This window comes from Polaribacter sp. Hel1_33_96, from assembly GCF_002846595.1.
Classification (GTDB): Bacteria; Bacteroidota; Bacteroidia; order Flavobacteriales; family Flavobacteriaceae; genus Polaribacter.
The window spans coordinates 1,419,258-1,439,542 of record NZ_PJMV01000001.1; the positions used below are offsets into that span (position 1 = coordinate 1,419,258).

Sequence of the window (20,285 nt, forward strand, 5' to 3'; positions counted from 1 at the left end):
TAATTATAAAACCCTGAATAAATAAATTAATGTCCATTTTTTTTCAATAGCTCAGGAAACTTCTTTTTAAATTTATTTAATCTTGGTACAGAAACAGCTTTTACATATCCTTGGTTGGGATTTCTTCTCTCAAAATCTTGATGGTATTCCTCTGCCTCATAAAACTTTGTATGTTGAATAACTTCTGTTGCAATTTTACCCTTATAGATGTCTTTGTTTAATTTAGAGATTGTGTTTTCAATAATGTTTTTTTCTTTATCATTTGAATAAAAAGCAATGGATCTATATTGTGATCCATAATCTGGATGTTGCCCATTTACAGTTGTTGGATCGTGAGAGCCAAAATAAACTGTAACCAAGGTTTCAAAACTTACTTTTGTGGGGTTGTAATATACAGCAACTGTTTCTGAATGTCCTGTGTTCCCAGTTCCTATTAATTTGTATGTAGGATTTAATGTATGTCCTCCAGCATAACCAGAAACTGCTTCCTCTACTCCTTTTACACTCTCAAAAATAGCTTCTACACACCAAAAACAACCACTAGCAAAATAAGCAACTTTGGTTTCTTTAGTTTGTATAAAAGTTGCTTTCCTAACTTCTTCCTTCTTGGAAAAACCCAAACAAGAAATTAGAAAAAAAATGGTCATAAAAGTAAAAACTGATTTAATAATTTTCATATGTTAATTTTATTTTAATATAATTGAAATTTTTGAAAAGACCATGAAATAGTCTTAAACGTAAATTTCGGAACTTTTAATTCGATAAAAAAATACTATTAACAATAAAGTCGTATTAAATTAAAACTTCATACAATTTGTTTACAACTTTAGCATTTTGTTAAGAAACCGGGTTGTACGAATCCTAATAGATAATTACTTTTGTTATTCAATAATAAAAAATATTAATGGAGCATTTTATAGTTTCTGCACGTAAATATCGTCCTAAAAATTTCGAGGATGTTGTTGGGCAACTAGCCATAACAAATACGTTAGAAAATGCTATAAAAAACAATCATTTAGCACAGGCTCTTTTATTTACAGGTCCAAGAGGTGTAGGTAAAACTTCTTGTGCAAGAATCTTAGCAAAAAAAATAAATCAACACAATGTTGAAATTTCTGGAGATGAAGATTTTGCTTTTAATATTTTTGAACTGGATGCCGCCTCTAACAATTCTGTAGATGATATTAGAAGTTTAACGGACCAAGTTAGAATTCCGCCTCAAACAGGAAAATATAAAGTATATATTATTGATGAAGTTCACATGCTTTCGCAAGCAGCTTTTAATGCTTTTTTAAAGACATTAGAAGAGCCTCCTGCACATGCTATTTTTATTTTAGCGACCACAGAAAAGCATAAAATAATTCCGACTATTTTATCACGTTGTCAAATTTTTGATTTCAAAAGAATTGGAGTTTTAGATGCTAAAAATTATCTAAAAATAATTTGTGGAAAAGAAAATATAACAGCGGATGATGATGCTCTGCACATTATTGCTCAAAAGGCAGATGGAGCCATGAGAGATGCTTTATCAATTTTTGATCGAGTGGTTAGCTTTTCTGGAAAAAACTTAACACGTGAAGCCGTTACAGAAAACCTGAATGTATTAGATTATGATACTTATTTTAATATGACAGGTTTGTTATTAGAAAACAAAATACCAGATGTATTAAATGCGTTTAATACTATTTTAGGAAAAGGATTTGAAGGACATCATTTTATAAACGGATTAGCAAGTCATTTTAGAGATTTGTTAGTTGCCAAAGACAAAGCAACATTGGCCTTGTTAGAGGTAGGTGACACAGCAAAAAAGAAGTATTTAGAGCAAGCTACCAAAGCGAGTATTCCTTTTTTAATGCAATCCATTAGCAAAGCAAATGATTGTGATTTAAACTACAGATCTAGTAAAAATCAGCGATTACTGGTAGAATTAACCTTAATGCAAATTGCCTCTATCACTTTTGATGGAGAAAAAAAAAAGTCAGCTAACTACATAATTCCTGCTACTTTTTTCCAAGCACTTTCGCCAGCTGCAAAAGAAATATCGAAACCAATTCAGAAAAAACCTGAAGCCGTTCAGTCTCAAAAATTAGAAGAACCAAAGCCAAAAGTTAAAACACCTGTTTTAAAGTCTGCAGAAAAACGTTCTTCTTCTCTTTCTTTAAAGAGTATCCATCAGAAAAAACAAGAAAAAAAATTAGTTGTTGAAGAAAATTTCGATAACCACCCAAAAACTATTTTTACAGAAAAATTATTACAACAATTCTGGAAAGAGTATGTGGATTTATTGAATAAAAAAGGAGAACGAAGTATGGCTTCGATTGTAGGTACTGATGTTCCTAGACTAAAACAACATTTCAAAATTTCTTTTACGGTTCCTAATAAATTAATGCAAGATCAATTTAAAAAAGGAAGACCAAAACTATTAAACTTTTTAAGGGAAAAACTAAATAATTATGGAATTAAAATTGATGCTATTTTAAACGAAACAGTAGAAAAAAAGTTTGCTTATACGCCTTTGGAGAAATTTAACAAATTGAAAGAGAAAAATCCACTTTTAGAAAAACTACGCCAATCTTTTGAATTAGATATGTAGCCTTAAATTCGATTTTAAAGACCCAATTCTTACAGAATATAATTTCGACTCAAATGATTACAAAAAGATTGCTAGATTAAAAGTAGAAGGTAATTACGAGAAATGCTCTTAATATATAAAAATTCATTGATAGTAGTAACAAGTTAACAAAAGCTCTAGTCAAATAGAAACTAATTGTTTTTGCTAAGTCACTAATTTTTTCCCTAAATAAGATAGCACTAATTCTTTTCTTTCTTCTGTTGTTTTCTCAAATTCTGGAACCAAATACAACCCTTTATCTTTTTCAATAAATAATGGAATTGATTTTTCCTCCAAAGCCAATAAATCTAATGTTTTATAATATTCTTTCTCTGAAATTATTTTAACTTCATTAATTATAGGATTCTCTCTATAAGCCTCACATAAATTAATAAAATCATCATTAGGCGTGAAAAAGTTTTTTCTTTCTTCAATAGTTGCATTTTTAGTTTCAACAGAAGAAGCTATTTTGTAGGAACCATGTTCTCCAAAAATCTTAGAAAAATTAGTTAGCGCTTGTTTATTAACAGCATCACTACCAGTAATTGCTATTAGGTAACCAACATCATTTAATTCTATATTATCGGTTAAATTATCTTGGTAAACATTAACATTAAAGGCTTCTAAACCATCATTTAGAGCCTCTTCAATAAAGTTTTTATTTGCATCAATCAATACTACTCTTTTCCCTTTATCTCTTAAAAAACGAGCAATTAATCTTGATGGACTTGAAGCACCAACAATAAGAATCGACTCAGAACTTTTTAGAAATACCCCTATCATTTTTGCAAATAATCTTGCTGTAGTAGCATTTAAAAGCACAGTTCCTAGCACAATCATAAAAACCAACGGTGTAATATATTCTGCACCTTCCACTCCTTCTTTCAATAACTTACTTCCAAATAAAGAAGCAATTCCTGCAGCTACAATTCCTCTCGGCCCTACCCAACTAATAAATAATTTTTCTTTAAATTCTAGATTTGATTTATAAGTACTTGCAAATACCGCCAGAGGTCTAATTACAAAAACAACGATTGCAAATAACAAGACTGTTTTCCATGTATACAATAACATTAAATCTTCGATATTAATATTTGCAGATAACAAGATAAATAACATAGAAATTAGCAAAACACTCAAAGATTCTTTAAAATAAAGTAATTCTTTTATATTCTTAAGTTTTCCATTTCCTAAAACCATGCCCATTACAACAACAGCTAAAAGACCTGATTCATGAGCAAATACTTCTGATTCTACAAATACTAGTAATACCGTTGATAAAGAAACAACATTTAATAAATAATGTGGAATTAATTTTTTGTTGATAACATAAGCTAATGCATGCGCAAATGTAAATCCAAAACTAGTACCAAATAATAAAATTTTTCCAAATTCCATTAATGCAGTTTTAGTAAATCCTCCTCCTCCTCCAACACTAATAAACTCAAAAACCAATACAGCAACTAATGCTCCTATTGGATCTATTAAAATTCCTTCCCATTTTAGAACTGTAGAAATATCCTTTTTTAGAGGAATATTTCTTAAAATTGGAGTAATCACGGTTGGCCCGGTAACAATGATTAATCCTGAAAATAAAAACGATAAATCCCAACCTAAACCAAAAATAAAATGTGCAACAATTCCTGCTCCAAAAAATGTAATTGCAGAACCTAAAGTGATAAGCTTTGTGATTACAGGGCCTACATTTATAATTTCATTCCTTTTAAGCGTAAGTCCACCTTCAAAAAGGATAATACTTATCGAGAGAGATACAAAATAATATAGATTATCTCCAGGGAATAATCCTTTTTCACCATTCCAAATGGGTTCTATCCATTTAGAACCATCTTCACTTAAATATGCTGCAGCGATTGGTCCTACTAATAAACCTATTAATATTAAAGGCAAAATTGCTGGGATTTTAAACTTCCAAGCAAACCATTGAGCCAATATTCCTAAAATTATAATTCCTGCTAACTCTAACATAAATCAATGTGTGCTTTTAATTGTAAATTTAACAATCTTTATTCATCATAAAAATTAAATTTATAGTTTTTTTCTTTCTTACAAAGTTCCTTATATTGTGCCAATAAACGATTTTTAAAGACTTCCTATTGCAAAAGATAGACAAAATACTTATTGGTGTTGCTTTTTCTCCAAACTTAAAACCAAACATTTTTGAAGCGGTAAGATTAGCTAATATGTTTGATGCTGAATTAGTAGGAGTGCATGTAGGCAAAAAAACTGACAAAAAAATTACTGATTTAAATGCTCTTTTAGAAGAAGCAGACTCTTTAAATAAAAATTTTAAAGTAATCTGGCAAGAAGGAAAACCAGTAGATGTAATTTTACAAACATCTTCTAACGAAAATATTGATTTACTAATTCTTGGAGCCCTTCAAAGAGAAAATTTATTTAAATATTATGTAGGTTCTATTGCTAGAAAGATTACGAGAAAAGCACCTTGCTCTGTTCTTTTACTAATAAAACCATCGGTTGAAAGAGTTTCCTGTAAACACATAGTAGTTAATGGTTTAAGCGACAATAGAACAGAAGAAACTATTAAAACTTCTTTTTTTATAACCAAAAAATTAAATTGTAAAAAAATTACCATCGTTGAGGAAATTAAACAAGAAGAGTTACACGTGAAAGTTAATGATGATATTTCTTTAAGAAGAGCCACTATTGCTAAGGAACGAATTAAAACAAGAGAAGATAGACGTGTAAAAAGTATTTTAAAGGATATAGATTGTTCTAATCTATCTGTAAAGACTCAAAGTATCTTTGGTAAAAGAGGTTATTCTATTGGTCATTATGCGAAACTTAAAAGAGCTGATTTATTAGTGATGAATGCTCCTTCTAAATTAAGTGTATTAGACAGAATTTTCCCTCATGATATTGAATATATTTTATCAGAATTACCCACAGATGTTTTAATTGTAAAATAAATGAAAAAACAAAGTATATTTAAAACATTTATATCTGAAATTCCACAGAATCTATTTGCTGGTTTTGTAGTTTCTTTAATTGCACTACCCTTGGGTTTAGGTTTGGCTTTGGCATCTGGTGCTCCTCCTATTTCTGGAATCATTGCTGCCATTGTTGGTGGAACAGTAGTTTCTTTAATTGGTGGTTCTAATGTGACAATTACAGGTCCAGGTAATGGTTTAGTAGTCGTAATATTAGCGGCTATAACAACACTTGGGAATGGAGATATGCACCAAGGCTTTTTATACACTTTGGCTGCCATTGTAATTTCTGGAATAATAATGATTATTTTAGGTTTTTTAAGAATGGGGTCTTTAGGTGATTTCTTTCCATCCTCAGCAATTCAAGGAATGTTGGCTGCCATCGGTATTGGTATATTCGCAAAACAGATACATGTAATGTTGGGCAATACTGCTACAAAGGGTAGTATTATTGAGTTACTTATTCAGCTTCCTGAGGGAATAATAAATCTTATCAATACTGAAAACTCTAGCATGTTTTATGCTGGTTTAGTAGGAATTGTGAGCTTACTTATTATGATTTTTTATGGAAAAATTAGAAATAGATATTTTCAATTAGTTCCTGCTCCTATGTGGATTGTAGTTTTATGTGTGGGTATGTACTATTATTTTGATGTTTTTTCAAACTCAGATTATCCGATTCATAAAAGCTTATTAATTAGTTTACCGAATGATATTTTATCAAATTTTGCTTTTCCAGATTTTAGTAAAGTTTACGAGCTTAGCTTTATAAATGCTGTAATTGGAATTACATTAATTGCTAGTATAGAAAGTTTACTCAGTATTAAAGCTGTTGATAAATTAGACCCTTTAAAAAGACGTTCTAATGTAAACAAAGATATTAGAGCTTTAGGATTGGCTACTGTGATTAGTGGTTTTTTAGGAGGTTTAAATGTTGTAACTGTAATTGCGAGAAGTTCTGTAAATGTAAATAACAACGGTTCTAACAGATCTGCTAACTTTTTTCATGCAGGCTTTTTGTTGGCTTTTATTTTATTATTTGCAACGGAATTACGCAAAATACCATTACCCGCTTTAGCTGCAATTTTGGTTTTTACAGGGTATAAACTAGCTTCCCCAGAAAACATTAGAAAGGTTTTTAAAGTTGGTAAAGAACAATTAATTATTTTTTTAGTAACGCTGTTCACAACAATTGCAACGAGTCTAATTACAGGTATTTTAGTAGGAATTTTGATTACTTTAATCATTCATATTATCATCAACAAAAAAGCAAGTTTATTCTTTAAAAACATTTTAAAACCAAATGTATTAATGTTTAAAGAAGATCAAAAATATTATGTAAGTGTGAAACATTTTTCTAGCTTCCTAAACTATACCAAACTAAAATCGAAATTAAATCAAATTCCAGAAACAGAAGAAGCAATTATCGATTTTTCTATGTGTGATTTTGTGGATGATTCCGTAATGGAAAACATGAACAATTTCGCAGAAACCTTTGCCCGAAAAGGAGGTCATTTTGAAGTAATTGGTTTAGATGACTCTAAACCTGCAAGTGATCATCCATTTGCTTTGCGCAAAATTATCCCTAAACAAATACAGAAAATAAATAAAGTTTTAACGAAAAGGCAAAAATCAATAGAAAAAATTAGTTTAGAAATGCATTGGAAATACGATGCTTTTTCTGAGCAAGAAATGAAAGAATTACCCACTTTTGGATATTTTAAAAATAGAAGGATAAACAAAGTTTCTAACGTACTTTCTAACGGGGACTGCACTATTTTCGATGTACAATTTTCCGAAGGTGAAATGATTGCCAAACAAGTAATTAAGTCTACAATGCTGCATATTCACACAAAAAAAGACATTCCTTTTTTTACTTTGGATAAGGAAGGTATTTTTGAATATATTATGGACTTTGCTGGTTATAAAGATATTGATATCGATGACCATCCAGATTTTAGCAAACGATTTTATTTATCTGGAAAAAATCAAGAAAAAATAAGAATCTTTTTTACTGATGAATTAATTTTGTTCTTTGAAAGTAATAAACAATATCATATTGAAGCTTCAGAAAACGGACTCTTAATTATCGGAAATGAACGTTTTTCTAGTGTAAAAGAAATGAAAGCTCTAGCCTATTTTGGAATTGGGCTGCAAAAAATAATTTAATTATAATGTTAGGATTACAATTTGAAACAGAAACTTCTTGGGCAGCAATAGCCAAAGATAACTTACAACAGATATTAACAGACCACGCTTTTTTAGAACAAAAAGCTGCTTCAAACGCGGTTTCTATTATTATTAATTATTCTGAAGAAACTGAATTAGTAAAAGAAATGAGCAACATTGCCATTGAAGAAATGCAACATTTTAAAATGGTACATTTATTAATGGTAAAACGTGGAATGGTTTTAGGGAGAGAACAAAAGAATGATTATGCCATTAGATTACAAAAATTTTTTACTAAAACAAAAGATCGAACGAATGCTCTAGTGCAGCGGTTACTAATTGCTGCTTTAATTGAAGCAAGGAGTTGTGAACGTTTTAAAGTATTTTCTGAAAACATGGAAGATCAAGAATTGGCTAAATTCTATAACAACCTAATGATTTCTGAAGCAAGCCACTACACTACTTTTTTACAATTTGCTCGTAAATATCAAGACAGAGAAATTGTTGACGCAAAATGGACTGCATTAGTTAACTTTGAAGCAGATATGATGAAAGAGCGAGGAAGATTAGCTAAAATTCACGGATAACAGCGTTAAACAAGTTAATTTAAAAATATGTTCTCTAAAGAAGAAGCTGCATTATTGCGTAAAGAATTCTGGACAAGTTTTGGAAAGTCTTTTCCAAGGAAATGGTTGTTATATAACACTAAAATTAAGGGCTTCTCTTTTAAATTTGTTGCTGATAGAAAGAAAGCAATGGTTAGCTTAGATATTGAACACCCAGAAGAAATTGCGAATGAATTGTTGTATGATCAAATGATTTCTTTAAAAGTGTTGTTAGAAGCTGAAATGCCTGAAGTTATTTTTGATAATTCTTATGAGCTAGAAAGTAGAAAAATAATTCATAGAATTTATGTTCCTTTTGATGGAAAATTTAGCATTCATAATAAAAATACTTGGAGAGATTGCTATGAGTTTTTTGTAGAAACAATGCCTAAATTTGAACTCTTTTTCTATGAATATGAAGATTTTATTAAACAAGCTACCTAAATAATTCTTGCGCTAAATCTTATTATTAAGTTACGTTAAGGTTTGACCCCAAATTCCTTTTTTTTGAAAAAACATGTATTCACAAGCTTAAATTGGTTATAAATAATTCAGGATTTAGTAATGCTCCAAAAATCAACCAAAAAGAACAACTTAAATTATATGAATTATTTTTCTATTGAATAAAAGTAATACTAAAAGGATAATATGGTGCTTCATTATTACTTGCTTTAATTGCATTAATAATCGGGAAAATAAAAGAAAATACAACAACTGCTATGATTCCTATAATTCCTAAACCGAATAATAATATTAGTGGAAAACACAATAAAATATAAATAAAAATAGAAATTCTAAAATTTATAATTGCTTTTCCATGCAAGTTCATTCCTATTATTTCGTCTTTTTTTGTGAACCATAAAACTAAAGGCACTATAAAGCCTCCAATTCCTGTTACAAAATCTAATAATTGACTTAAATGTGTTAGTACTAAAAGTTGTTTATTCTCTTTCATAATTCTTTTTATGCTTTATGGTTGTCTATATATTAGACGAAAATTTGCTTGTTATGTTACAATTTTTACTTTAAAAATCTAAATTAACCTCCGTATCTTTACAAAATGATTCAACAAGATACTATTATAGCTTTAGCAACTCCTGCTGGAGTTGGTGCAATTTCTGTAATTAGACTTTCTGGTGAAAAAGCTATTGATATTGTTGACGTCAATTTTAGAGCTATAAATAAATCTAAGCTTTTAAAAGATCAAAAATCACATACTATTCGTTTAGGTCATATTATAAATAAAGATACGATTTTAGATGAAGTTTTAGTGTCTGTTTTTAAAAACCCTCGTTCTTATACTGGAGAAAATGTAGTTGAAATTTCTTGTCATGGTTCTAGTTTTATTCAGCAAGAAATTATCCAGTTATTCCTTCAAAATGGTTGTAGAATGGCTGATAATGGTGAGTTTACAATGCGAGCTTTTTTAAATGGCAAGATGGATTTGTCTCAAGCTGAAGCTGTTGCAGATGTGATTTCATCTAATTCTGCTGCGAGTCATCAAATGGCAATTCAGCAAATGCGTGGAGGAATTACGAATGAACTAAAAGAGTTACGTACTCAATTATTGGATTTTGCAGCTTTAATAGAACTTGAATTAGATTTTGCTGGTGAAGATGTTGAATTTGCTGATAGAACTAAGTTTAAAGAACTAGTTTCAAAAATCACATTTGTTTTAAAACGTTTAATTGATTCTTTTTCTTTTGGAAATGCTATGAAAAATGGAATTCCTGTTGCCATTATAGGCGAGCCAAATGTGGGGAAATCTACACTTTTAAATGCACTTTTAAATGAAGAAAAAGCGATTGTTTCTGATATTGCCGGCACTACTAGAGATGCTATTGAAGATGAATTAATTATTGATGGTGTTGCTTTTCGTTTTATTGATACCGCAGGAATTAGAGAAACTGAAGATGTTATTGAAAGCATCGGGATTAAAAAAGCATATGAAAAAGCAGAAAATGCTCAGTTGATTATTTTCTTGATTGATTCGAATAAATTTGCTTATTCAAGTGAAGATTTTTTTTATGAAATTAAAACAATCAAAGATCGATTTCCAAACAAGAGATTACTTGTAATTGCGAATAAAGTTGATACTTTGTCATGTTACGACTCTTCAATATTACAATCAGAAATTGAAAACTTAATTCTTTTATCAGCAAAAAATAAAACAGGAATAGATGCTTTAAAACAAGAATTGACTTCTCTTGTTAATATTGGAGCTTTAAGTAATAATGAAACTATTGTAACCAATTCTCGTCATTTTGAAGCTCTAAATAATGCATTAATTGCTATTACCTCTGTACAACAAGGAATTGATTTAGAAATATCAACCGATTTATTTTCAATTGATATTAGAGAATGTTTGCGTCATTTGGGTAACATTACGGGAGAATATGATGTTGACAAAGATATTCTTGGACATATTTTTAGTAATTTTTGTATCGGTAAATAATTTGTATTCCTCTCAGCTTCTTTTGATGGGTCTTTTTTTTCTTTGATGATAAAATCGAGTTAAAGTATTTTTTTTTTTACTTTTATTTAAATAACGTTTGTCCATTTCAAAATACATTTAGCATTTTCCTTTGTGGATTTTATGAGGAGATATGAATTAAAAGCGAGTAAAATTTCACCCTATATTTAAAAGAAAAAATATATAAAAAAAATAAAATGAAAGTTCAAGATTTAGTTGGTACATATTCCATTATTGGAAGTAATCAAGATGATTTACAAAACGCATATAAAGGGGAACTCCATTTATCTTTAGATCATAACAATAGAATTCTTGCAAAATGGATTATCAACAAAACACAAGAACAATTTGGGTCTGGTTTTTTTTAAAAACAATATTCTAGTGATCAACTTTAATTATAAATGTGAAGAAAAAAAAATATATAAAGGTGTTGTAGTTTATAAATGTTTAAACAAAGATATTTTAGAAGGCTTTTGGTCTGAAGAGAAAGGAAATCCTAAATTTATTGGATCTGAAAATTGCTTTCGTATCAAAAAAAATAGACTTATAAATTAATTATGAATTGTCCCTGTAATCCAAATCGATTGTACAAAGATTGTTGCCAGAAAGCTCACAAAAACATAAAAAAAGTTATTTCTGCAGAACAATTAATGCGTTCTAGATATAGTGCTTTCGTCTTGGCGGATATAAAATATTTAAATAAAAGTCATCATAGCTCAACACGTCCTTCGAAAAAAGAATACAAAGAATTAGAATTATGGGCAAGGTCTGTGAGATGGGTTAAATTAGAAATACTAAATTCTAAAGAATACTTTGTTGAATTTAAAGCAACCTTTATAGAGAATGGAAGTTTTGATATTATTCATGAAAACTCTGTTTTTTGTAAAGAAAATAATTATTGGGTATATCTAAATGCTAAATAATTTTAATTTTCAATACTATAATTTCTCTTTTTAATGGAGTATTCCAAAAGCTATTATATTGCCTTAATCTCCATTATTTACTTATTAAAATAACTTAAAAAGCACTTAATAACAGTCAAAAATCAAACGTCAAAAAAATTCAATTGAAACAAACTTATTCATTTATTTTTTTTGTCACAACACATTTAAAATAAATCTATACTAAGATTTTAGTTTTTTTAGATAACTTTTCTTTTCGAATAATAATTAACATTTATCATATTTCAAAAAAAAAAGACACCTTAAATTTGCCTTAAATTTAATTGAAAATTAAAATAATTTTGAAGAAAAAGATCCTTGTACTATTATTCTTATTGAATAGCTATATTATAAACTCACAAGAACATTTTAGAAATGTGAGAATTAGTCCCGTTTTAAGTCACACATACATTCCTAAGGCAACCAATGATGGTGATAAAACCGTTATTGTGCCTTCAATTGGTCTAGATATAGAATATTGGTTTAATAAAAAATGGGGAATTGGTTTCCATAATGATTTAGAACTCGAAAGTTTTGAAATAGAAAAAGATCAACAATTCTTTATTGAAAAAGAGTTTCCTGTAGTTTTAACTTTTGATGCACTTTGGAAGTTCTTTAAAGAATGGATTTTAGTTTTTGGTACTGGTGTTGAAATTGAAAAAGCGGAGAATCTTTTTATAATTAGAGCTGGCTTAGAATATGAAGTAGAATTTGGAAATCATTGGGATGTTGCTCCCACTATTTTTTATGATTATCGTTCAAATAATTTTGGCACTTGGTCTATTGGTATTGGAATTGGTAAACGGTTTTAATAATACTTTAAAACAGAAGAGTATATTTCATCGAATTTCAATAGGTTAATAAATAAATCATGCTTCTCTTTATAAATAAATCTTTATAAAGTACTATAATGATAAATTCTAACTATTTTTCAATGCTATAAAAGCTAAATCAGGATTATAACGTTAGAACAACTAAAAAAAAAAGTGAAGAAATTTTTGACTAGTAAAAACTTATAAACTTTTAAATTTAAATAAATTGAAGTATTTATTATTTGGGTGTTTATATATTAATTGAACTTATACATTGAATTCATTAGCATTTGAATTTTTTAAGAGTTCGCTTATTGAAAAAACATCTTTCAAAACATTCCTTTGAGATCTGCTTGGCATGGGAGTTAATTCTTTCCTATTTGCTTTAATATTGGTAAAATATTCATTTAAGGATTCTAAATAATCTAGCATATTTGAATTTAAATATACAATAAAATCGTATTCAGATGATTCACTTCTTAAACTTCTTGCACCTGCCTTTATAGCTGACTTTAATCCCTTTTCATGCTTTATGTCAACTATTGAAATTTTATTTCTTAATTTAAATTTTATATCTTGTAGTAAATGAAGTGTATTGTCAGTACTACCATTGTTTACAAAACATACGTTGTAGGCATCTAAATCTAATAATTTTTCTATTTCGTTATTTTCAATTTCTTTTTCGTTATTTAAAAATATAATAATGACTCCTGAGTTCATTAAAAAGATGTTTTTTGAAATTATTTAAAAGGCTTTGCTTGTAAATCTCTTACAGCATATGACCTTAAAATTATCATTTTTTTCATGATAATCTCTAAGTAACGAAATTAGTAACTTATTGAATTAAAATTTTTATTTTTCGCTCTTTAAACGATATATGTAGACGAAATGCATGTTTTATTAAGACGAAAATTTAAAGTAAATCTAATCGCTTCATTAATTCTGGTCTCTTAGACCTACTAACCGGAATTACATCCTTTTTAATTAAAACACTATTATCTTCGATATCAATAATTTTTTTGATATTAATAACATAAGAACGATGAATTTTTAAAAATAACGAATCTGGAAGTTTTTCTTCTATTTTCTTTAATGTTGAGTGTACAATATAATTTTTATCTTCAGTTTTTATTTGAATATAATCTCCTCTGGCCTCAATTAAATAAATACTAGGTAAATCAATTTTTATTAACCGTCTATCAATATTAATATAGAAATCGTTTGAATTATCTTCTTTTGTGTTATTTTCTTTTATTGACTCAATTTTATTTTTTTGAGCTTTTTGAACTGCTTTTTTAAAGCGTGATAGTTCTAATGGTTTAAGGAGGTAATCTATAATAAAATCATATTCAAATGCTTCTATAGCAAAATTAGGATCTGAAGTTGTTAATATAATTTTTGGAGGATTTTTTAATGTTTTCATGAAATCTAAACCATTAAAATCTGGCATATGTAAATCTAAAAAAATTAAATCTATTTGATTTTCATTCAAAAATTTAATAGCCTGTATGGCATTCGAGAACTCATCAACAACCTTTAACTCTGAAATTTCTTCACTTAAAGTTCGAGTAATAACTCTTGCCATTTTTTCATCATCAATAATAATACACTCCATGTAAAATAATTATTTTTCCATAATTGATATAGTTGTTGGTATATTAAAAAAATAATGTAAACCTATAAAAACTGGGGGTTTTCAAATTTAATAGCCATAACAACTTTTAAAAGAACTAAAATACTATTTTTTTATAAGAATAACACTTAAAGAGTTTTTATTTTTTTAATGTAAAATAAAAAATGGTTCCTTTATCTATTTCAGATTCAAGCCAAACTTCACCTTTATAGATATCTACAATTTTTTTAACTATTGATAAGCCTATACCTGATGAATCTTTTGATTTTTCTAGTGATTGAAATATTTTGAAAATACGTTCAAAATGTCTTTTTTCAATACCAATGCCATTATCTTTAATTGAAAACTTGTAAAAAGAATGAAAATCTTCCACGTCAATATTTATAAATCCTTCTTTTTTGTTACTAAACTTAATTGCATTTCCAATTAAATTTTGAAATAATTGTTGAAACTTTGTTTTATCACCTTTTATAGATGGTAGCTTATTTAAAATATTAATAGAAATATTTTTAGGTATGTATAAAACATTAATTAAGTTTCTTATTAGTGGGTCTAATTTCACATATTCATCATTCGAAACATTTGCATCTAAACTAGCGTACTTTAAAACATCAGTAATTAGATTATCCATGGTTTCTAAAGTTAAATCTAAATCTTGAAAATTTTGTAAACTCTTCCCATCAAATACATTTATATTGTCTGTTTTTATCCATGATATTAAAGCTGTAATACTTCTTAATGGAGATTTTAAATCATGAGAAACTATGTGCGCGTACTCCTGTAATTCCTGATTACTTTTTTCTAATTTTCTTAAAAGTTCTACATTTTTTGTTTCAGCCTCTTTTCTTTCCCTTAAATTTAGGGCACTTTTAAATTGCAATGCAACTATAACGGCTGTACTTTCTAATGCAGTTACATGTTCTTTTTTAAAATAATTCTTTTCTTTATGTTCGGCATCAATAACACCAATAATATGACCATCACTTATTATAGGCACCGTAATTTCGGAAAATCTAAATTCATCATCTATTATATATCTCTCATCCTTACTGGTATCATTTATTATTTCATACTTCCCAGTATTTGCAACTTCACCAACAATACCTTTTCCTATTGGTATAATTATTTTATTTAATATCTCTTTATTTGGAGATAATTTATTTCCTGATGCAGCTATTTGTTCTAAAGTATTTGTGCAGTCATCAACTAAATAAATTACGCAATCATTCGTTCCTAAATAGCTAGCAATTTGATTAGAAATTAACCAAGCTATTTCAGTTATATTTTCTTTTCCTAAAATAGATTTTGCTATGTTGTTATTTAAGTCTAATATTATTTTCTTCTCTCTTTCTTCCGTTATATCTCTTATAATTCCTTGGGCTCCAATGGCATTATTAGAATTATCAAAAATAATACTTGCATTAATTTGAACCCATTTTATTTTTTTACTTTTTGTAATAATTCTTGCAGTATATTGATAAAAATAACCTTTTTTTATTAACTCTGCAAATGATTCCATTGCATAAGTATAGTCCTCTTCATAAATAAGATCTAAAACATTTATAGCTTCTTTTCTAAAATTATAACCAAAAAAACTTTCAGCAATATCATTTATTTTCAATACATTACCTTCCAAATCCATTGCAATGTAAGCATCATTTATATTCTCAAAAACACCTTGTAATTGAGAGTTTTTTTCTACTAAAAGGTCTTCTAGTTTTTTATTAACTTTTTTTAATTCTTCCGCAGTATTATATAGTTCTAAAGACTTACTCTCGAGAATTTCTTCAGCTAACGCCCTAGCTTTCTTTTGACGCTCTAATTCTCTTTGAAAGATTTCTTTTTTTATCAAACTTTAGTTGAGTATAAATTTGTTTGGAATCTAATAACGCAAGGTAACAATAATTTTGATTTTATAATTTATAATATTAGACATTAAAAATGGTGATCCTATCTAAAAAATATAGAATATACTTCATTATCATTCTTTGAAGTCCTTAAAACCATTTTTTTAATACTCTTGACATTATTTAAAAGTAAATTCCATAAATTTTTTCATATGAACAACTATTGATAATAAATAATTAAGACTCTTTAACTAAACGAATTTATTTCCATTTTAATGAAGGTAATTTTCTCATCATTTAATTCTACAGAACTGAAATATTTAGTTAAATAACTTTATTCTAAAATTATTCAAGTAAAAAGAGCATAGCTCATTTAAGAAATTTAAAATAAATTCACTAAAACTAAATTACGTCATTTTATGATTACGGTATTTTATAATTGATTAATAGTTATACTTCTATAGATAAAATTCAATTAAATATAGATGAATTAATATAATACAAAATCAGAAAATAAATTTATCTTAAAAACAACTTCGTGCACTGCTGCCAGCAGAAGATAAAATAGGTTCTAATGGAGAAATAAAAGGTATGCCTAAACCCAAACCTCTTAAAATAAATAAAGTGCCAATAAAAACAACAAAAATTGGAATTGCTTTTTGAATATTTTTTCTGAAGTTACCTTTGGTAAAGCGGCCTAAATAAACCACAGCTGTCATTAACGGAATGGTACCTAAACCAAATAAAAACATATATAAACTGCCTGACAGTGGATTAGAAGCTGCTATTGCTCCAAAAATAGCCATATATACCAAACCACAAGGTAAAAAACCATTTAAAAATCCAATGGTAAAAAAAGTGTCATTTCCTTTCTTTTTCAACTCTTTTCCTAAGCTATTTTTTATTCTGAAAATGATGGTACTTATATTTTTAGAAAAACTGAATTTTTTAAATATTCTAGGAAAAAGAATTATAAAAATCATTAAAACACCTGCAATAATCGATAATTGCTGCTGAAATCCAAAGAAATAAAAACCTTTGCCTAAAATACCAAAAAGCAAACCAATGAAGCTATAAGTTAATAACCTTCCAAAATGATAACTTAAAATTTGGAAAAAAGTTTTTAACGGTTTCTGTCTGTCTACCGGCAGCATAAAAGCTATTGGACCACACATTCCTATGCAATGAAAACTCCCCAACACACCAAATATGATTGCAGATAAAAACATTATAAGTTTAATTCTTTTTTAAATAAATAATCTTTTTTCTCATAAGTCCAAGACACAATAATGTTCCAACGACCATCTAATAAACGTTTCTCAGGCACGAGCAAATATGGTTTAGAGATTGAGATAGGTATTTCAAAATCTAATTGTTTATTAGATGGTCTGTATAGGAACACTTTTCCATTAATCATTTTATAATCTAAATCTTTCGGAAAATTTACGGTTAGTCCGAATTCAGAATGTTTTAGTTTTACATTCTCTATTAAATTTTTTGCATTTTTCTCAGCTTCAATTTGTTTTTGGTATTGTAATTCTTGCTGATAATAGTTATCAGTTACTAAATCATAACTGTATTTATTATTTGTACTCATAGTAATTACAAAATACATAATAAAACTTATAAACGCCGCAATAACAATAACGATACCTGTACCCCAATTTATTTTCATAATTCTATTCTTTTATCTGTAACTTCTTGGTCCTAGAAAATTTGTAAAGGTGGTTTCTATTAGTCTAGTTCCACTAAAAACTCCTATTTCTAATTTTATTTTATCCTTTTTTATAGCTGAAGTATTTAACTCTATAAATAAAGTTCCTTCTGCTAAACTTTGTTTTGGAATTATAAAGTTATGATTTGAAACTAGTTTTATTTTACCTGTATGAGACAAAATTTTATAATTCACATCTTGAATATCTTTTATTGTTTTATTGATAACTTTGTACGTATACACATTACTAATAATATTATTTTCTTTGAGTTCATATAATTGTCCTGGTAATCTTAAAATGTTAGCCTCTACTTCATTTCTTAAAAACAACATTCCTATTAAAATACCTAATAGTATGAATAATACGGCTGAATAGCTTTTCATTCTTGCTGAAAACTTAAATGTTTTCTTTTTAGCAATATTATCTTCACTTGCATATCTAATTAATCCTTTAGGCAAACCTATGTTTTCCATCATATGATCACATTCATCTATGCAAGCTGTACAATTTATACACTCTAATTGCGTACCATTTCTAATATCAATACCAGTCGGACAAACTACCACGCATTGTTTACAATCTATACAATCTCCTTTTCCTGCGACTGTTCTGTCTTCATTTTTTCTAAATTTAGCTCTTCCATTTTCTCCTTCTCCCCTTTTGTAATCATACACTACATTTATAGTTTTGTTGTCTAATAAAACTCCTTGCAATCGACCATAAGGACAGGCTATAATACATACTTGCTCTCTAAACCAAGCAAAAACAAAATAGAATACACAAGTAAAAATTATAAGAGATATAAGTGTTCTAATATTATCTAAGGGGTTTCCTTTAATAAAACCTATAACTGTATCACCTCCAATTAAATAAGCTAAAAAAACATTGGCAATAATGAAAGAAATGATAAAAAAAATAGACCATTTTAGAATTCGTTTTCTTATTTTTTCTGAATTCCAAGGTTGTTTACTGAGCCTTATTTGTTTTCCTCGATTACCATCAATCCAATATTCAATTTTTCTGAAAACCATTTCTAAAAAAATAGTTTGTGGACAAATCCACCCGCAAAAAATTCGACCAAAAACAACTGTAAAAAGAATTATAAAGACGACACCTACGATCATTGAAATTACCAATAAATAGAAATCTTGAGGCCAAAATTGAAATCCAAAAATATTAAACTTACGTTCTAAGACATTAAATAGTAAAAACTGATTTCCTTTAATTTTTAAAAATGGTGAAAAAAGAAAAAAAATCAAAAGAAAATAACTTACATAGCTTCTATATTTATAAAACCTGCCACTTGGTTTTTTTGGAAATACCCAAGATCGTTTCCCATCTGAATTAATGGTACCAATGCTATCTCTAAAACTTTCTTTTTTGGGTATTTCCATGGTATTCCTATAAAAACCTAACCAATTATTCTTTTTAACTTTCTTTGTTAAACTTTTTTCTTTTACACTTTATTATTCTTGAACCCATTTTTCCCCTTGAGCTATTTTTGCTTTTGCTGGAGTAGTTCCTTGCAATGAAATTACATAACTAGAAACTTTAGCTATGTCTGCTGCTTTTAAAGTTTTATTCCAGGCAATCATGCCTTTTCCATCTCTACCTCCATTAGAAATAGTCATAAAAACATTTTTAACACCACCACCAAGAAACCAAAATTCATCTGTTAAATTTGGACCTATAGATCCACCTCCATCTGACAAATGACAAGATGCACAGTTTAAATTAAAAACAGCTTTACCTCTTTTTAAATCTTTACTTTCTGTCAGTAGAGTTACGTTTTCAGCTGTAATTAAATCTGTAGCCGTAGATTTGTATTTATCTATTTCCGTTCTTGCCGCTGCCACTGCCTTTTCATATTCCATAATTTGATTATCTCCGTCTAAAACCTCAAACCTTATTAAATAAACAACTGCAAAAACAATAGTTGCATAAAACATATACACCCACCAAGGTGGAAGAGAATTGTCTAATTCTCTAATACCATCGTAATTATGGTCTAAAATAATTTCTTGCTCTTGTTCTATCGGTTTTACTTTTGTCCAAGATTTTATTAGCTTTTGAATCCAGGCATCTGCTGCTTCTGGAACAATACCCTCTTTTTCATTTTGAAATTGTCTTACCTTAGTTACTGCAATAATATTTACAATTTCTTTTAAAGCGACTACTAAAATTAATCCTATTAATGCCAACCATACAAGAGGGTTTTCATAAAGATCAAAGGGGTTCTCATACACCATAAAAGATTTCGCAAGTGCTATAAACGTAACTATTACAAAAATTACATATACTGTGGATTGAAAATATTTTTTCATTTTTATTTATTTTACTAATGATCTAACGGTAAATTACTTACGGTACTTATATACTCTTTTTCTGCTGTAAAAACCCACCAAAATAGGGCTACAAAAAAAGTGAAGAATATTATTAGTGATATCATTGGATAGATTTCTATACCAGTGATACTCTCCATATGATTTTTTACAAATTTTAACATATTT

At 28.0% G+C, this 20,285-nt stretch carries 20 protein-coding genes; 9 read left to right on the forward strand and 11 right to left on the reverse strand.

The window, feature by feature from the left end:
* Positions 1–26: 26 nt before the first annotated feature.
* Entirely contained in the window at positions 27–677 is a 651-nt protein-coding gene (gene msrA / locus ATE90_RS06315; protein ID WP_036786211.1) for a peptide-methionine (S)-S-oxide reductase MsrA, read from the reverse strand.
* Positions 678–904: 227 nt separating this feature from the next.
* Between msrA and dnaX the strand changes: the two genes are divergently transcribed.
* Complete coding sequence (gene dnaX, locus ATE90_RS06320; RefSeq protein WP_101451082.1) at positions 905–2,593, forward strand: DNA polymerase III subunit gamma/tau; 1,689 nt, start codon at positions 905–907, stop codon at positions 2,591–2,593.
* A 183-nt stretch (positions 2,594–2,776) separates the two neighbouring features.
* On the opposite strand, the gene ATE90_RS06325 is transcribed toward dnaX, so the two are convergent.
* Positions 2,777–4,597: a cation:proton antiporter gene (locus tag ATE90_RS06325; RefSeq protein ID WP_036786207.1), complete on the reverse strand. Its 1,821-nt coding sequence runs from the start codon at positions 4,595–4,597 to the stop codon at positions 2,777–2,779.
* A gap of 128 nt (positions 4,598–4,725) precedes the next feature.
* On the opposite strand from ATE90_RS06325, the gene ATE90_RS06330 reads away from it, so the two are divergent.
* From ATE90_RS06330 to ATE90_RS06345, 4 genes are read left to right on the forward strand one after another with little or no spacing between them, the layout of a single operon-like run.
* On the forward strand, positions 4,726–5,559 hold the full coding sequence (locus tag ATE90_RS06330; protein WP_036786205.1) for a universal stress protein: 834 nt from the start codon (positions 4,726–4,728) through the stop codon (positions 5,557–5,559).
* Positions 5,560–7,749, forward strand: coding sequence for a SulP family inorganic anion transporter (locus ATE90_RS06335; RefSeq protein WP_036786204.1), 2,190 nt, complete (start codon positions 5,560–5,562; stop codon positions 7,747–7,749).
* Between the two features lie 5 nt (positions 7,750–7,754).
* Entirely contained in the window at positions 7,755–8,336 is a 582-nt protein-coding gene (locus tag ATE90_RS06340) for a tRNA-(ms[2]io[6]A)-hydroxylase (RefSeq protein ID WP_036786201.1), read from the forward strand.
* Between the two features lie 27 nt (positions 8,337–8,363).
* Positions 8,364–8,798 (forward strand): DUF4268 domain-containing protein, encoded by a 435-nt coding sequence (locus tag ATE90_RS06345; RefSeq protein ID WP_036786197.1) that lies wholly within the window; start codon positions 8,364–8,366, stop codon positions 8,796–8,798.
* Positions 8,799–8,970: 172 nt separating this feature from the next.
* Here ATE90_RS06345 and ATE90_RS06350 read toward each other — a convergent pair whose 3' ends face one another.
* Positions 8,971–9,309, reverse strand: a complete 339-nt coding sequence (locus tag ATE90_RS06350) for a DUF4870 domain-containing protein (protein ID WP_036786194.1) — start codon at positions 9,307–9,309, stop codon at positions 8,971–8,973.
* 105 nt (positions 9,310–9,414) lie between these two features.
* Between ATE90_RS06350 and mnmE the strand changes: the two genes are divergently transcribed.
* The 4 genes from mnmE (at position 9,415) to ATE90_RS06370 (ending at position 12,580) form a co-directional block, all read left to right on the forward strand.
* Entirely contained in the window at positions 9,415–10,809 is a 1,395-nt protein-coding gene (mnmE, locus tag ATE90_RS06355) for a tRNA uridine-5-carboxymethylaminomethyl(34) synthesis GTPase MnmE (protein WP_036786191.1), read from the forward strand.
* A gap of 215 nt (positions 10,810–11,024) precedes the next feature.
* Positions 11,025–11,195 (forward strand): hypothetical protein, encoded by a 171-nt coding sequence (locus ATE90_RS13835; RefSeq protein WP_368073604.1) that lies wholly within the window; start codon positions 11,025–11,027, stop codon positions 11,193–11,195.
* Positions 11,196–11,384: 189 nt separating this feature from the next.
* Entirely contained in the window at positions 11,385–11,750 is a 366-nt protein-coding gene (locus tag ATE90_RS06365; RefSeq protein WP_036786185.1) for a YchJ family protein, read from the forward strand.
* 320 nt (positions 11,751–12,070) lie between these two features.
* Positions 12,071–12,580, forward strand: a complete 510-nt coding sequence (locus ATE90_RS06370; RefSeq protein ID WP_143741107.1) for a hypothetical protein — start codon at positions 12,071–12,073, stop codon at positions 12,578–12,580.
* A 267-nt stretch (positions 12,581–12,847) separates the two neighbouring features.
* On the opposite strand, the gene ATE90_RS06375 is transcribed toward ATE90_RS06370, so the two are convergent.
* The 8 genes from ATE90_RS06375 to ATE90_RS13655 form a co-directional block, all read right to left on the reverse strand.
* Positions 12,848–13,300: a glycosyltransferase gene (locus ATE90_RS06375; RefSeq protein ID WP_036786180.1), complete on the reverse strand. Its 453-nt coding sequence runs from the start codon at positions 13,298–13,300 to the stop codon at positions 12,848–12,850.
* Positions 13,301–13,493: 193 nt separating this feature from the next.
* Positions 13,494–14,195, reverse strand: coding sequence for a LytR/AlgR family response regulator transcription factor (locus ATE90_RS06380; RefSeq protein WP_036786170.1), 702 nt, complete (start codon positions 14,193–14,195; stop codon positions 13,494–13,496).
* Positions 14,196–14,352: 157 nt separating this feature from the next.
* Positions 14,353–16,065, reverse strand: a complete 1,713-nt coding sequence (locus tag ATE90_RS06385) for a GAF domain-containing sensor histidine kinase (protein ID WP_036786167.1) — start codon at positions 16,063–16,065, stop codon at positions 14,353–14,355.
* Between the two features lie 519 nt (positions 16,066–16,584).
* The gene (locus ATE90_RS06390) at positions 16,585–17,289 is read right to left on the reverse strand and encodes a sulfite exporter TauE/SafE family protein (RefSeq protein ID WP_036786164.1); all 705 of its coding nucleotides are present in this window, start codon (positions 17,287–17,289) and stop codon (positions 16,585–16,587) included.
* The gene (locus tag ATE90_RS06395) at positions 17,289–17,735 is read right to left on the reverse strand and encodes a FixH family protein (protein ID WP_036786157.1); all 447 of its coding nucleotides are present in this window, start codon (positions 17,733–17,735) and stop codon (positions 17,289–17,291) included. Before ATE90_RS06395 ends, ATE90_RS06390 begins: the two co-directional genes overlap by 1 nt.
* A gap of 12 nt (positions 17,736–17,747) precedes the next feature.
* Positions 17,748–19,169 carry a cytochrome c oxidase accessory protein CcoG gene (gene ccoG, locus ATE90_RS06400; protein WP_036786153.1) on the reverse strand — a complete coding sequence of 474 codons (1,422 nt, stop codon included), beginning with the start codon at positions 19,167–19,169 and terminating at the stop codon, positions 17,748–17,750.
* Between the two features lie 72 nt (positions 19,170–19,241).
* On the reverse strand, positions 19,242–20,099 hold the full coding sequence (locus ATE90_RS06405; RefSeq protein ID WP_036786145.1) for a cbb3-type cytochrome c oxidase N-terminal domain-containing protein: 858 nt from the start codon (positions 20,097–20,099) through the stop codon (positions 19,242–19,244).
* Between the two features lie 14 nt (positions 20,100–20,113).
* Entirely contained in the window at positions 20,114–20,281 is a 168-nt protein-coding gene (locus ATE90_RS13655; RefSeq protein ID WP_036786142.1) for a cytochrome c oxidase subunit IV, read from the reverse strand.
* Between the last annotated feature and the right edge of the window lie 4 nt (positions 20,282–20,285).

Bases quoted from the DNA above. Each gene is read 5' to 3' on its own strand.
- msrA (WP_036786211.1), bottom strand. From the start codon at position 677: ATGAAAATTATTAAATCAGTTTTTACTTTTATGACCATTTTTTTTCTA.
- dnaX (WP_101451082.1), top strand. From the start codon at position 905: ATGGAGCATTTTATAGTTTCTGCACGTAAATATCGTCCTAAAAATTTC.
- ATE90_RS06325 (WP_036786207.1), bottom strand. From the start codon at position 4,597: ATGTTAGAGTTAGCAGGAATTATAATTTTAGGAATATTGGCTCAATGG.
- ATE90_RS06335 (WP_036786204.1), top strand. From the start codon at position 5,560: ATGAAAAAACAAAGTATATTTAAAACATTTATATCTGAAATTCCACAG.
- ATE90_RS06340 (WP_036786201.1), top strand. From the start codon at position 7,755: ATGTTAGGATTACAATTTGAAACAGAAACTTCTTGGGCAGCAATAGCC.
- ATE90_RS06345 (WP_036786197.1), top strand. From the start codon at position 8,364: ATGTTCTCTAAAGAAGAAGCTGCATTATTGCGTAAAGAATTCTGGACA.
- ATE90_RS06350 (WP_036786194.1), bottom strand. From the start codon at position 9,309: ATGAAAGAGAATAAACAACTTTTAGTACTAACACATTTAAGTCAATTA.
- mnmE (WP_036786191.1), top strand. From the start codon at position 9,415: ATGATTCAACAAGATACTATTATAGCTTTAGCAACTCCTGCTGGAGTT.
- ATE90_RS13835 (WP_368073604.1), top strand. From the start codon at position 11,025: ATGAAAGTTCAAGATTTAGTTGGTACATATTCCATTATTGGAAGTAAT.
- ATE90_RS06365 (WP_036786185.1), top strand. From the start codon at position 11,385: ATGAATTGTCCCTGTAATCCAAATCGATTGTACAAAGATTGTTGCCAG.
- ATE90_RS06375 (WP_036786180.1), bottom strand. From the start codon at position 13,300: ATGAACTCAGGAGTCATTATTATATTTTTAAATAACGAAAAAGAAATT.
- ATE90_RS06380 (WP_036786170.1), bottom strand. From the start codon at position 14,195: ATGGAGTGTATTATTATTGATGATGAAAAAATGGCAAGAGTTATTACT.
- ATE90_RS06390 (WP_036786164.1), bottom strand. From the start codon at position 17,289: ATGTTTTTATCTGCAATCATATTTGGTGTGTTGGGGAGTTTTCATTGC.
- ATE90_RS06395 (WP_036786157.1), bottom strand. From the start codon at position 17,735: ATGAAAATAAATTGGGGTACAGGTATCGTTATTGTTATTGCGGCGTTT.
- ccoG (WP_036786153.1), bottom strand. From the start codon at position 19,169: ATGGAAATACCCAAAAAAGAAAGTTTTAGAGATAGCATTGGTACCATT.
- ATE90_RS06405 (WP_036786145.1), bottom strand. From the start codon at position 20,099: ATGAAAAAATATTTTCAATCCACAGTATATGTAATTTTTGTAATAGTT.
- ATE90_RS13655 (WP_036786142.1), bottom strand. From the start codon at position 20,281: ATGTTAAAATTTGTAAAAAATCATATGGAGAGTATCACTGGTATAGAA.